The following is a 13,413-nucleotide window of genomic DNA, read 5'->3' on the forward strand; positions in this document are numbered from 1 at the left end:
AGGAGGGCGCGGTGGTTTTTCTATTGTTGCAAGAGGGGCAGTAAAAATCTTGAACGGTATGCTGTTCTGCCTCTTCTCATGGAAGGAACACTGATATACAAGTTTTGTTTGGCTCGAGTCATTGCGACATAAAGAAGTCTTCTTTCTTCTTCTAGAGCGGTTTCATCCCCTTTTCTTGCCATATCCAATGCAAAATCATGGGGAACAGAGCCGTCGATTACTCCCAATATATATACAGTGTGGAATTCAAGCCCTTTTGCTCGATGTATCGTCAACAGTTGTACACCATTCCTGATAGGTTTAAGTTTTTCTGCTGCTCTTATATGGTCAACGTGCGCTAAAAATTCTGGAATAGTAGTGAATCGTTTTGCCGCTGTTTTCAAATCACGGAGATCATCAGATCCTTTTTCAAGAATATTGCCTTCATTTCCGCGTTTTTTTAAATAGTTAGAAAAACCCATTTGTTCTTCTGCAAAGGTGATGGCTTCGACCGGTTTCATCGTTTTAAGTCCTGCAAAAAAAGGAACAATTTTTTTAATTTTTTCAAGCTGAAAAGATTTTATATCCGTTAACTTTTTGAGTGCCTGAACGAGAGTGCAATCCTCTGTAATGGAAAGAGCTTTAAGTGTATTCAAAGCAGATTGTTTTAAAAACAGAACAGGCAGCAATTGTTTGACAGCTTCTGGGTCATCCTCATTTTGGCTTAAATAAAGATAAGCGAGCATCTGCCTGACGATTCGTCTGCTATAGAATGTTTGAACACCTTGTTCTGCAGTATAAGGAATTGCTGACTGATGAAGCCGTTCAAAAACAGCGCGACCGCTGCTGTTGGTCCGATAGAGTATAGCAAAATCTTCCGGTTTGGCACCATTTTTAATTTTTTCTTGAATATCAGAGACGACCATGATCGCTTCTTCTTCTTCATCATAAGGATAAAACAAAAGCGGTTTTTTTGGATCATCGCGGACAGCATCCAATGTTTTGACAAAGCGTTGTTTGTTGCGCTTTACAACTGCATCAGCGCTTTTGACAATCGAGTGGCTCGACCGATAGTTTGTTGTCAGGCGAATCGTTTTCGCATCTGGAAAATCCTTTTGAAAATCAAGAATAAAAGAAGGGCTACTCCCTCTAAAAGCATAAATAGATTGATCATCATCTCCAACACACATCAGATTATTTTCTGGCTCGGCAATCAGTCGAATCACTGCGTACTGGACTGGATTAATGTCCTGGAACTCATCGATTAAAATGGCGTAAAACCGTGTTCGATATTGCTGTAAAAGATCAGGGCGTTCCTGAAGCAACTCATAGCAGGCAGATGCCATATCATCAAAATCGAATTGCTGCCGCGACTTTTTTTGCTGTTCATAAGAAAGATATAAGCGGTACACTTGTTTCTCCCAGTCATCTTGAAGTGGGATATTTTGTCCCGGTAAAAAAGCGTTTTTCCAGTAGCCGATCTGCTGGAGCGCTTGATCAATCGGATAATCTTTTTCATCAAGTCCTTGTTCTTTGAGTGCTATTTTCAAGTACTGCTCTTTTTGCCAATCCCATTTTAATAATCGTTCGCCATTCCATTTTACTGAATCATAGTGATATAAAATTTTATAAAAAAAGCTATGGAAAGTCCCTGTCACAAGCCGGTTGACCACCTGTTTAGCTAAACCGTATGTTGTTGCCATCCGCTCTTTCATTTCTTTTACCGCTTTTGTAGTGAATGTCACGAGTAAAATGGCTGACGGCGGTATATCAAGATGGGAGATGAGATAGGCTGCTCTGGCTGTTAGTACCCGTGTTTTTCCACTTCCTGCACCAGCTAAGACGAGAAGTGGACCTTCGTTAGCTGAAACAGCTTCCAGCTGTTTTTCATTCAATGGGACGTTTTGAAAAAGTGATTCAGCAGTTATTTCGGGTTTTCGTTCAAAAGCGGTTTTAATAACCGCTGCGCGTGGTGCTTTCCAATGTTCTGCTGTTGTTGTTTTGTCTTTTGAAATCGATTTTCCTTTTGGGAGACGAAATATGCCATTTTCTGTGTGGCTTTCGTCTTTGTCTACTTTTTCCTTTAGAGAGGTGGTTTCACATTCAGAAAAATCACCGCTGTCCCTATGAAAGAAATGCGGTTCTTCATGAATCGATAGTTTTAACCGTAAAGGCAAACCGCAACATTTGCATGTGATACGATCTTTTTTTGCTTCTTCAAAGAGGAATTGCAAATGTTCTCTAGAATAAGTATGTATATGAATGTCTCGGTTGTTTAATCGGGCGCACTTCACTTTAAATACCTCCAATAATTGGTCATCATCATATCATGAGACAACGTTTATCATATCAAATAAGTCAGTAGATTAATAGATTGAATTGTTTAAGGAGGAGTCATCATGGGATATTTGCCGCCAGTTCACAATGATCAGCATATTCAATATGTGAATCGTACGATTCGTCAAAAGTCAAATTATGCAAATATACAAAAAACGACTAGTATTCCTAGTGAACGAACCTACCGAGAAATTGAGAAAAGAGAGGAAAATCGGACTGTAAATGGAAGGAAGATTCAAGAAAAAAAGCGAAAAAAAAGTTTGAATCGCCGTATTGATGAAAAAAGAAAAAACGGTTTGCATATAAATGAATCGATTTAAAATGAAGGTTGGCACAAAGTTGAATTTTAGGGATAACTTTTGAAATACCGTTATGGTCGATGATCATACACTATATTTTCACTGAATTGCATGGTGATGCTTGTGTTACAGAAGTTATCGATTGACCGAAGCGCGTATAGATGACCTTTCACAAGATTTTGTGCTTATTTATGCAACGTTTGGCGAGGATGTGCTGGAGAAATTAGTGAACGATTACCAAAAAGCTTCAGCATATCTCATTAGCATTGTCAAATTCGCAATGAAATCAGGTTTAAAAGAGTATGGTTAGTGTATAAAAGACACTCAGGCTGTTGGGAAATCTCGACAGTCTTTATTTTCCTTGTCCATGTTGCATTTGAAAATTCTACTACCTGAGTGGTTTTGGGTTTTCCTTTTAAGTGTTTGGTTTATTTAATCTTTTTCAAACTTGTAAATAAAGCATAAATCCATCTTTCTAAAATTACGAAAGAGCCAATTTAGTCTTTGCGGAGTAAAATTCGGCTCTTTTCTTATTTTTTGAAATGCTGGCGGGTACCCCTAGTCTTATTTTTTACGGAATTTTTTAAGTCCGAAGTATAAAATGATCAAGACAACGGCCGCAATCATAATTGGGATCGTGTATTTTTTCGCTACACTTTCAACATGATCCCAGCGACTCCCAAGCTCGATTCCGAGGTACACAAAAAAAATTGACCACGGGATGATGGCCAGTACGGTTAAACCGACGAATTTCGAAAGTGGCATTTTGGCAATCCCGGCTGGAATTGAAATGGCGTGGCGGACAACTGGAATAAAGCGTGCCGAGAAGATAACACCGCCTCCGTATTTCTCAAACCATTTTTCAGATGTTTCGATATGATGCTTTTTGATGAATAAGTATTTTCCGTATTTATATAAAAATGGTCTTCCGCCATAGCAGCCGATCCAGTAAAGAAAACATTGTGCGATCGTTCCGCCAATGACGCCCGCAATCACGGCTCCGGTAAATGTAATGGTTCCATTTGAGACCATATATCCTCCGTAAGCGAGGACAATTTCACTTGGAATGATTTCGATCATTAAGCCAAGTGCAATTCCGAAATAACCAAGATCGGTTAGCCACATTAATATGTCAGTTACTATGCTTCCCATATGTATTTTTCACCCTGCCTTTATTTGTATCAGCCGAACATTTTTAAATTGTCCGCCCATGTTTTTCATTATAAACATTTTGTGTCGGTCTGTCTTCTCTAAGCAGGAACAGGTTCAATCATAAAGGAAGAAAAACCCGTTCATATGCTTTTGAACGGGTTAATGGTTATCAATTGAGAAGATCTTTATTTCTTTTCAGCTCATACGCCTAAAATAAATGTTTCATATACGGTCCAAGACCCGTTGTCCAATTGATAGAGCAAATGGAAGCGGTCGATCATTTCTTCGTGTGATGCATCTCTCATATTAAGAGATCCGAGGACATCTGAATGTTCATCATAAGAAAGGTTTTGGGCAATTGTGAAATGGGGAACAAACGCATATTCAGGTTGATCCTCCAAAATGCCACTGTGCATTTTTTCATGCAATTCCGTCAATTCTGCTGTTGGTTCGACCTTCATATATATCACATTGTTGACGGGAGCAAAAGAACTAAACTTTGTGATCTTTATTGAGATCGGCCGCAATTGTTTGGAAATTTCTCTAAGCTGTGAGACGACTTTAGCGATTTTCTCATTAGAAGCTTCAAATGATGTTCTTAGTGTAAGATGTGGCGGGATTAAAGCATAGTTCGGATCATACCGTTTTCGATAGGAATTGGCGATATCTTGAAGTTTTTTTGATGGAAATAGGACAATCCCGTATTTCATTTTGTTCCCTCCTTAGGCAAATCATTTATAGTTTTAGTATAACAAACATAGAAAACTAGAGCATTTTTTTTAAAGCGCTCGTCATTAACGGTTGCCAGTACGTCCATTTATGATCTCCGTCAAACATTTCAAAGTGATAATTTGTCTGTTTTGCAAGGAGCTCTTGCAACTTTTGATTGGACTCCGTAAAATCAACGATTTGATTGTCCGTTGTTTTCACTTCTGTTTCTTTTGAGCCGATTTGGTGGTAGATTGAGATAAGCTGAAGTGAATGAGTCTTTTTTACTTTTTCGAGCACATGTTTGTCGACATATGGAGATTGCAAGATGACATTGCCAAACATATTCGGATAGTCAAGTGCTGTCATCAGAGAAACCGTTGCGCCAAGAGAATCACCTATCAATGTTCTACTTGACCCGACCTGATATGTTGGATACTCTTGATCGATAAATGGAACAAGTTCATGTGCTAAAAAACGTTTATAGGCCTCGAATTTGGCTCCTTCCGGATGATATGTATGTCTTCTTTCTTGGACATTTTTATAGGGAATGCCGATGACAATTGTGCGTTCTATTTCACCGTTTTTCCATAACTCTTCAATCTGTCTGCTGATCCGTCCCAATCGAAAATAATCATGCCCATCCTGTGCGATCAAGACATGATATTTATAAAGCGGGGAATAGGCGGCTGGTAAATAGATTAAAAGCTCCATTTCCTCACCGAGAGCTTCAGAGTATTGTTGTTTTTCTTGAATGATTCCTGTTTTGATAGTCAAGATGAATTCCTCCAAAATGTGAACGTTTCCATTCATTGTAACATGAAATGCTTGTGAGAAGTGAAAATAAGCTGCCGGTTTGCTCAGCAGCTTAGTGTTTTTTCTCATACCAAAGTTTAATCGGTCTATCTTGGGGATAGCCATATTGTACCCGAAATTTTTTTCTTTCAGATGTAAAGTGCCACCAGTTTTTGTTACTGTCGGGATGGTTTGCGTGATGGACGATACAGCGTAATGCATCTTCTGCACAGGGATCATGCCAATAGCCTTTTTGCTTTTCTAGGCGATTGATTAACTCAGCTCCTGTTTGATCTTTCATGTCAGCGAGAGAGTAGTAACCGAGATCAATCACAGATTGTGCGATCTTAGGACCTATGGAAGGAATCATCTGAAATTCGGCGAGCGCTTTGATATATTTTGCTCGTTTTAATGAAGAATCGAGGAATTGAGCAAGTCTATCAATTTCAATTTCTGGAATTTTAATTTGTTTGACTTTGGCTAATCTTAAGTTTTTTCGTTCGTTATTTTCTAAAGGAAGTTTCATATCAACACCTTTATTTAAATATACAAATCAAACATGCTGACCTCGTAATCAAGCTGCTTTAAGTAATTAAAAAGTTGGGCACGGTGATGGAAAAGATGTGTTAAGGTTTCAGTCAGCCACTGGCTCTGGGTCAACCCTTTATCAAGATAAAACGGTGTTGTTTTTTTCGTTAAAAACTCTTCATCAGATAAGGAAGTCATATAAGCTGTGAAGTGCTCAAACCCTTTTTGCATCGCTTGTCTCATTTGCTCAGCTGGCATTAAGCTGTATTTTTTTTCGATCTCCATGATCATCTCTTCTTTGTTTTCTTGCATGATGGCAAGGTCTGTTTCTGGGATTGCGATAAGGTGACTTGTCAGCTCTTTGAGGTTGCGCATCCGTTCAGCAGGGCGGTAAGACCAATCCGTTTCCTTTACCTTTTCTAAAAGGCGGCATGTTGACTCAACGCCTTTCTCCATTTCGTTTAACAGAACATTTCTTAACGTATGAACTTCATTCATTTTCTTCATCCTTTCATATGCTTTTGATATGAAGATACCATGCAATACTGACAGCCTTTGTCATGATTGTTGATAATGCTCCAAAAGTTCTGTTGCTTTTTGTTGAAGATAACGTTTGATTTCTTCCGGTTCTGTTACGATCACTTCAGCGCCTAAGTTCCATAAACATTTGGCGAAAAACGCTAACTCAGCTTTTGGAATATCCTTATCGATAGAGCCTGTTCCATCAAGATGTGTGTCAACAATTTTTAGTAAATCGAGGTCTGACAAGGCCTGTCTAGTCCCGATTTGCGTCAGTTTTGCCTTTAAACGAATGGGGTCTGGACAACTGTTCTCAGAAGTTTGAATCCAGCTGAGAACCGACTCATATGGAAGCAGATGAGCTTTTTCACAGTCTGTTTTTTCTGCTTTTACAATCCGATCAGCGCGAAACAGCCGAAACTCCTGTCGTTTAAAGCAATATGCCGGACAATACCAAAAACCATTCCAACTGTATAAACCGATCGGTTGAATCATCCTTTTGGAAACTGTGTTTGTCCCATCATAATCAATTAGAAGAACAGATTGTGTGATGGCAGCATCCAAGAGGATATTCATTTGGTTTGCTGGCAGTGGGCGAAATGGATGCCAGAATACGATCCGGTCTTTCATCGTGTCAATCCGCTGTTGCATTTGTTTAGGCAGCTGCTGATAAAATTTTTTCAAGGCTGCTCTTGTTTCAGCCTCAAAGGGAAGGGCTCCGAAAAACTGTAAAGACTGATAAGCAAAAAACATGGCAGCAGCCTCTGATTCTGTAAATATGAGTGGCGGTAGTATCGGATCATTTAGCAAATAATAACCGCCATGAGCACCGACTTCTGAATAAATCGGGACACCGAGAGCGCTCAGTTCGTCCAAATCACGGAGAATGGTACGATATGATACGCCAAATTCAGCTGCAAGTTCCCGGGCTGTAAATTTGCGTTTTGTATGAATAGTCATCATCAATTCAATTAAACGGTATGTTTTGGACACCTTTTCATCCTCCGATCATGATCAATTGCTCTTATCATACCAGAAATACTTGAAAAACCTTTGAAATTGGGTTAGAGTAGAGAATAATCAGAAAATTGAACAATTCTTATCAAGAGAGGTGGAGGGACTGGCCCTTTGAAACCTCAGCAACCGGTATACATTTACTTTATCAATGTACCAAGGTGCTAAATCCAGCAGGCGAAATGCTTGAAAGATAAGAGGAAGCGTTGATCAAACCCCTTCTTCTTATGAAGAAGGGGTTTTTACTTTTAAAGGGTGGTGTCATATGACTGAACATGTACAAACAACACTGGCGCAAATTGGGAATCGTAGTGATGAAGTGACTGGAACCGTTAATCCTCCTGTTTATTTTTCTTCTGCATATCGGCATAGGGGGATTGGTGAATCAACGGGATTTGACTATATTCGCACAAAAAATCCGACAAGACAGCTGCTTGAAGATGCAATTGCAAACTTGGAAGGAGGAACACGCGGTTTTGCATTCAGTTCTGGTATGGCAGCCATTCAAACGATTATGGCACTATTTAAAAGCGGAGATGAACTATTGGTCTCGGCAGATTTATATGGAGGTACATACCGTCTGTTTGAAAACGAGTGGAAAAAGTATGGTTTACGGTTTATTTACGATCATTTTACAGATGAAGACTGTATAAAATCAAAGATTACAGAACATACAAAAGCTTTTTTTATTGAAACACCAACAAATCCCTTAATGAAGGAAACCGATTTGCAAAAGGTAGCTCAGATTGCAAAAGAAAACGACATCTTATTGATTGTTGACAACACTTTTTATACACCCGTTTTGCAAAAGCCGCTTGAATTAGGTGCTAATCTCGTCATTCATAGTGCGACAAAGTATTTAGGGGGGCATAATGATCTTCTGGCAGGTCTTGTCGTTGCCAAAGGTGATCAGCTTTCAGAAGAAATATTTCAGCATCAAAATGCAATTGGTGCCGTCTTAGCTCCGTTTGACTCTTGGCTGTTGATGAGAGGCATGAAAACACTAGCTCTCAGAATGAAGCAACACCAAGCAAACGCTCAAGAGCTTGCTGTTTTTTTGGCGGAACAGGCAGAGATTACAGATGTCCTTTATCCTGGACGAGGCGGTATGCTGTCATTTCGAATTCAACAGGAAGAATGGGTCAATCCATTTTTAAAAAACTTAAAAACAATCTGTTTTGCTGAAAGCCTTGGTGGAGTTGAAAGTTTTATCACATACCCGGCGACACAAACCCATATGGATATTCCTGAGGAAATTCGGATTGCTGGCGGTGTCTGTAATAGACTTTTACGTTTCTCAGTCGGAATTGAACATGTCGATGATTTAAAGAAGGATTTCCGACAGGCATTGCAAAAAATCACAGGGGAGAGGAATACGCTTGAATAATCAAAAATGGACACTAGAAACAAGACTCATTCACAATCAATGGAAAACAGATGGACCAACCGGAGCTGTCAGTGTACCGATCCAGCATGCTTCAACCTTTCATCAAGCCTCTTTTGACCAGTTTGGTGAATATGATTACAGCCGTTCTGGAACCCCCACAAGAAAGGCACTTGAAGAGACGATTGCTGAGCTTGAAGGAGGGTCACGCGGTTTTGCTTTTTCATCGGGAATGGCAGCTATTTCTACCGCTTTTTTACTTTTATCACAAGGAGATCACCTCCTTATCACAAAAGATGTCTATGGTGGAACCTATCGGATGGTCACAGATGTGCTAAGCCGCTATGGGATCGAACATACCTTTGTTGATATGACCGATCTAAATCAAATCGCCTTAAGTATTAAGGAAAACACGAAAGTCATTTATCTTGAGACACCGTCAAACCCGACACTAGGTATTACAGATATTAGAGGTGTTGTTAAACTAGCCAAAGCACATGGCTGTCTAACTTTTCTTGATAACACATTCATGACTCCGGCACTTCAGCGCCCCCTTGATCTCGGCGTAGATGTCGTACTTCACAGCGCAACAAAATTTTTAAGCGGACACAGTGATGTTCTCTCAGGGCTTGCTGTTGTCAAGGATGAAAAGCTTGCAGAAGCCTTTGGTAAACTGCAAAATTCCTTTGGTGCTGTTCTTGGAGTTCATGACTGCTGGCTTGTTTTAAGAGGATTAAAGACACTTCAAGTTCGGCTTGAAAAAGCGGGCAAAACAGCCTGGCAACTTGCTGAATTTTTTACTAAACATCCTGCTGTCAAACAAGTTTATTATCCGGGTCTCTCCTCACATCCAGGAGCTCAGGTGCATAAACATCAGTCGAATGGCGCAGGTGCGGTACTTTCCTTTGAACTAGCTGATGCACAAGCGGTTAAAAAAGTCGTTGAAAACTTGACCATCCCAGTCTTTGCCGTCAGTTTAGGTGGAGTTGAGTCAATCGTTTCTTATCCAACGAAAATGTCGCACGCTGCCATGCCAAAAGAAGAGCGACTAAAACGTGGTATTTCTGATGGGCTTTTACGTCTTAGTGTTGGTATGGAACATGTCGGCGATTTACAGAAAGATTTTAGCGAAGCTTTGCAGACGATATCAGAAGGTGTTGTCCATTTATAGTTTGTACCGATGGAGAAGCTGCATTGGAATAAATGACGGACCATTTTAATGATGAAACATTGAAAAACAGAACGGGAAATATATGCTGTCGCGCGGTGGAAAAGTCCTTTTTATAAGAGGGCTTTTTTCTTCGTATATAAAGATGATCATCATATGAAACCCGCGTTGAAACACAAAATCAACATTGGATGTTATTGCTCTTTAAACCATAAATAGGATATTATGATAAATAAAGTGTTTTAAACGAGGGGGACTTTTGAAAAATGAATGATAAAAGTATTTGGGGAAAAAATTTTACCATGCTTTTTTGTTCAAAGCTGGTGAAAGTTATTGCAGACAGTTTCGCCTTTAATGCGATTCTATGGTTTCTCATCTTAAGTGGAAAAGGTGCTGTCGGTACAGCTTTATTAATAGCCGTGACTTTTCTTCCGCAAGCATTAATTGCACCGCTCATTTCTCCTTTCATGAAATCGAACACATTAAAATTTTGGATGCTTAGTGCCGACCTAACGAGAGCCTTGCTTATGCTGGTAATTCCAGTGTGTTATCTTCATGGTTTTTCACCCTTATGGTTTATTATTTCTTTAATGTTAATCCACTCGGCAACTGGAGCTTCTTATGATCCGGCATCTATTTCTTTAATTCCGAAAATTGTGAAAGAAGATGTCATTCAAAAAGCAAATGCTACAATCACCTCAGCCGTTCAAGTTGTGAAATTATCAGCCGTCATGGTTTGCGGTATATTAATTGTCATCATTGGGGCAGCAGATACAATGTTGATCACACTGCCGCTTTATCTCATATCGGCAGGTTTAGTTCTTTTGATTAAATATAAAGTAAATGATGATAAGCCGAAAAACAATGGATTCAAACAAGACAATACATATATGAGTAAATTAAGAAGAGGCTTTACCATTGTACGCCGCCATCAAATTTTGTTTCCACTCACGATATATTGCATTTTTCTAAACTTAGGCTCCGCTCCTTGGGAAGCATTATCAGCCATTTATATTTCTGAATTAGACGGAAATTCAATTACTCATTCTATTTTAAGAGTTGCTACTGCAACAGGTGCCTTTCTCATGGGTTTTATCTTAACAAAAGTAAGGGTGAATCGATATGGATTATTGTTTATTGGCGCTGGAATTGTAGAAGGGTTAGCTTTTTTGCTTACAGGTATGAATTCACTCCTATTATTGGTTATTTTTGCAGCCTTTATTTTAGGTTTAACAATAAGTGCAAACAATGTCCCTGAACATACAATTATTCAAATATCAGTCACTGATGAAGACCAGCCACAAGTGTTTGCTGTGACCAGACTAATTTCATATACCATGATTCCAATCGGAGCTTTATTAAGTGGATATGCTGCGTCCGTTTTTGGAGCAGGAAAAGTTATTGCTATTGGTGGAGCCGTTGAAATCATTGCAGGGATTGCAATATTATCTCTGACAAAGCTAAGTAAAACTCAGCGTTCAGACTTGATATTGGCGAAAGAAGAAACAATCAAGATGTAGACCAACTAAAAGGCTTAAAGTGGTTTAATGAAGTAAATTAGTCAACTCAGTCAACAAATCACTATCTAGCTTGATGGGGTGTATAATTCATCAAGTTATTCCATGCTCTCGATTATTATAGAAAATCAGCTTAACTCATTTAATTCGATAAATAAATTATTATTTTAATCGGTATCGATTAAAATAGTAAGGAGGAGAAAACATGACTAATGAAGCAACTTTGCAAAAACTATTTCAGCAAAAAATAAAAAAAGCTGTTGTGTTTGGAGATCTTTATGAAGGTCGCGCCAACAATGTTTGGAGGATCATCTTTGAAGATGCTCCTGACTGCATCGTTAGAGAGCCTAAGTCAGGCCTTGAAGAAAGTGAGTTTTCATTTGGATGTAAAGAGATATTTGGTTTAAATATGAGCCGTGTTGATGAATATATTGAAACAGTGAACGAACAGTTAAAGAAAACCGATTCATTTGCGATTCCTGCTGTTATTTGCAAACAGCAAGTAGATGAACGACGTTTTCTAGTTATGGAAAAAATTGAAGGAAAGCAAGTTACCAGTTTTATTGATCGCTCACCAGGATTTTTAATGGACTATGGTCGACAATTAGCAAAACTTCATCAATTTGATGCTAATTATTTTGGTACTGTTCAAGAAGGTAAACGAGCAAATCTTAGTGAGTTCCATCAAACATTGATATCAACAGCCGAAAAGTTAATCGATCGTTATGACATGCACTCTAAAAATATTAGAGAGTATTTTCCTGTATTTAAAGAAAAAATTCGCAACCTTGAGCCTCCTGCATCTGCAAGCTTTATTTTAATCGATATTGATCCGAGTCAATATGTTGAAAAAAACGGTGTGATTAGTGGGCTTGTGGACACAGAAGCTGTTGCAATCGGACCGCGTGAGTATGATTTTGTTGCACTTGAATATCTATTGACTGAAAGAGAAGCTTTATTTATTCAACAAGGATATGAAGACATTTCTACCCTCCCAAAAAATCTTGACGCTGTTCGTGAATGCTACCGGTTTATTTGTTTATTGTTGGATATTCATGGAACATGGGACTTTCATCAATGGATGAGACACCCCGTGCGGTTTTTTTAGCATGCTTGCCCCACTAATTCCTTGGTGATTTGAATAAATATTTGCAATGCTTTTGTTTGGTATAAGCTGTGTGTCACAATGGAAAATCTCCGTTTGAAGGGCAGTTCAATCACCGGAATGGTGGAGATATAACCGTTTTTCCGTTCTTTTTCAATGGCCCAGTTCGATAATAAAGAAATACCTAACCCTGCTTCAACTGATTCTTTAATCAGTTGCGTACTCCCAAATTCCATCATGTTTTGCGGGGACATATTGTACATTTCAAAAAGTTTTTCGGCAGCTTGCCTTGTCCCTGACCCATTTTCTCTTAATATCCATGTTTCATGACTGAGTTCAGTAATGCTTCTTGCTTTTTTTGTATGGACAAGAGGATGTGATGGAGATGCAACAATATTCATATGATCATCAGAAATCGCTTCGGTATTTAATGTGTCATCAGTAAAAGTTCCTTCAATAATGCCAATATCTATTTGATGCCCTCTAACAAGTTCGATTATCTTCTTCGTATTATGAATCTTAACCGTTGGTGTAATCAGTGGATAATGTTTCTGAAGTTTTGCAATCATCCTAGGTAAAATATATTCTCCGAATGTATAGCTTGCTCCAATGACAATTGGACCGCTTGCATGACGGGTTAGATCATCGATAGATGTTTGCATTTTCGTATAGAGCGCTAAAATCTCTATTGCATGGCGATAGACAATTTCACCAGCTTGATTGAGACGAACATACTTATTGCTTCTTTCTAATAACCTAGTTCCAACAGATTCTTCAAAAACTTTAATATATTGACTCACAGCGGGTTGTGTCATATGAAGTTCCTCTGCTGCCCGTGAGAAGTTTTGTTTTTCCACCACTTTGACAAACACTTTTAAATATTGATCCATCGTTATTCCCCTTTATTT

General features: G+C 38.9%; 14 protein-coding genes and 1 riboswitch. Of the genes, 6 read left to right on the top strand and 8 right to left on the bottom strand.

From position 1 onward, the window contains the following. Nucleotides 1–20: 20 nt before the first annotated feature. The gene (locus tag HOO54_RS08355; protein ID WP_172294212.1) at nucleotides 21–2,273 is read right to left on the bottom strand and encodes a UvrD-helicase domain-containing protein; all 2,253 of its coding nucleotides are present in this window, start codon (nucleotides 2,271–2,273) and stop codon (nucleotides 21–23) included. 105 nt (nucleotides 2,274–2,378) lie between these two features. Here HOO54_RS08355 and HOO54_RS08360 point away from each other — a divergent pair, with 105 nt between their 5' ends. Then, nucleotides 2,379–2,636 carry a hypothetical protein gene (locus HOO54_RS08360; protein ID WP_172294214.1) on the top strand — a complete coding sequence of 86 codons (258 nt, stop codon included), beginning with the start codon at nucleotides 2,379–2,381 and terminating at the stop codon, nucleotides 2,634–2,636. 121 nt (nucleotides 2,637–2,757) lie between these two features. Then, a complete protein-coding gene (locus HOO54_RS08365; protein ID WP_172294216.1) occupies nucleotides 2,758–2,925 on the top strand; it encodes a hypothetical protein in 168 nt (55 codons plus the stop codon). Between the two features lie 254 nt (nucleotides 2,926–3,179). Here HOO54_RS08365 and uptA read toward each other — a convergent pair whose 3' ends face one another. The 6 genes from uptA to HOO54_RS08395 form a co-directional block, all read right to left on the bottom strand. Continuing rightward, the gene (uptA, locus tag HOO54_RS08370) at nucleotides 3,180–3,767 is read right to left on the bottom strand and encodes an undecaprenyl phosphate transporter UptA (protein ID WP_172294218.1); all 588 of its coding nucleotides are present in this window, start codon (nucleotides 3,765–3,767) and stop codon (nucleotides 3,180–3,182) included. Nucleotides 3,768–3,967: 200 nt separating this feature from the next. Next, on the bottom strand, nucleotides 3,968–4,477 hold the full coding sequence (locus tag HOO54_RS08375) for a YjcG family protein (protein WP_172294220.1): 510 nt from the start codon (nucleotides 4,475–4,477) through the stop codon (nucleotides 3,968–3,970). A gap of 55 nt (nucleotides 4,478–4,532) precedes the next feature. Further along, nucleotides 4,533–5,288: an esterase family protein gene (locus HOO54_RS08380; protein WP_375335828.1), complete on the bottom strand. Its 756-nt coding sequence runs from the start codon at nucleotides 5,286–5,288 to the stop codon at nucleotides 4,533–4,535. 55 nt (nucleotides 5,289–5,343) lie between these two features. Continuing rightward, nucleotides 5,344–5,796, bottom strand: a complete 453-nt coding sequence (locus tag HOO54_RS08385; protein ID WP_172294224.1) for a helix-hairpin-helix domain-containing protein — start codon at nucleotides 5,794–5,796, stop codon at nucleotides 5,344–5,346. A 14-nt stretch (nucleotides 5,797–5,810) separates the two neighbouring features. After that, nucleotides 5,811–6,296, bottom strand: a complete 486-nt coding sequence (locus tag HOO54_RS08390) for a DinB family protein (RefSeq protein ID WP_172294226.1) — start codon at nucleotides 6,294–6,296, stop codon at nucleotides 5,811–5,813. A 60-nt stretch (nucleotides 6,297–6,356) separates the two neighbouring features. Then, nucleotides 6,357–7,310: a helix-turn-helix transcriptional regulator gene (locus tag HOO54_RS08395; RefSeq protein WP_172294228.1), complete on the bottom strand. Its 954-nt coding sequence runs from the start codon at nucleotides 7,308–7,310 to the stop codon at nucleotides 6,357–6,359. 103 nt (nucleotides 7,311–7,413) lie between these two features. Then, nucleotides 7,414–7,531: riboswitch (SAM riboswitch) on the top strand. A 65-nt stretch (nucleotides 7,532–7,596) separates the two neighbouring features. Here HOO54_RS08395 and HOO54_RS08400 point away from each other — a divergent pair. The 4 genes from HOO54_RS08400 (at nucleotide 7,597) to HOO54_RS08415 (ending at nucleotide 12,508) form a co-directional block, all read left to right on the top strand. Continuing rightward, nucleotides 7,597–8,718, top strand: coding sequence for a methionine biosynthesis PLP-dependent protein (locus tag HOO54_RS08400; RefSeq protein WP_172294230.1), 1,122 nt, complete (start codon nucleotides 7,597–7,599; stop codon nucleotides 8,716–8,718). After that, on the top strand, nucleotides 8,711–9,886 hold the full coding sequence (metC, locus tag HOO54_RS08405) for a cystathionine beta-lyase (protein WP_172294232.1): 1,176 nt from the start codon (nucleotides 8,711–8,713) through the stop codon (nucleotides 9,884–9,886). The genes HOO54_RS08400 and metC overlap by 8 nt, the downstream gene beginning before the upstream one ends. Nucleotides 9,887–10,149: 263 nt before the next feature. After that, nucleotides 10,150–11,403, top strand: a complete 1,254-nt coding sequence (locus tag HOO54_RS08410) for an MFS transporter (protein WP_172294234.1) — start codon at nucleotides 10,150–10,152, stop codon at nucleotides 11,401–11,403. 202 nt (nucleotides 11,404–11,605) lie between these two features. Continuing rightward, nucleotides 11,606–12,508: a phosphotransferase gene (locus HOO54_RS08415; RefSeq protein WP_172294236.1), complete on the top strand. Its 903-nt coding sequence runs from the start codon at nucleotides 11,606–11,608 to the stop codon at nucleotides 12,506–12,508. Here the strand turns inward: HOO54_RS08415 and HOO54_RS08420 are convergent. Continuing rightward, nucleotides 12,505–13,395 (bottom strand): LysR family transcriptional regulator, encoded by an 891-nt coding sequence (locus HOO54_RS08420; protein WP_172294238.1) that lies wholly within the window; start codon nucleotides 13,393–13,395, stop codon nucleotides 12,505–12,507. The genes HOO54_RS08415 and HOO54_RS08420 overlap by 4 nt on opposite strands. Between the last annotated feature and the right edge of the window lie 18 nt (nucleotides 13,396–13,413).

The sequence above is a fragment of the Bacillus sp. WMMC1349 genome (assembly GCF_013155385.1).
Taxonomy (GTDB): domain Bacteria; phylum Bacillota; class Bacilli; order Bacillales; family Bacillaceae; genus Bacillus.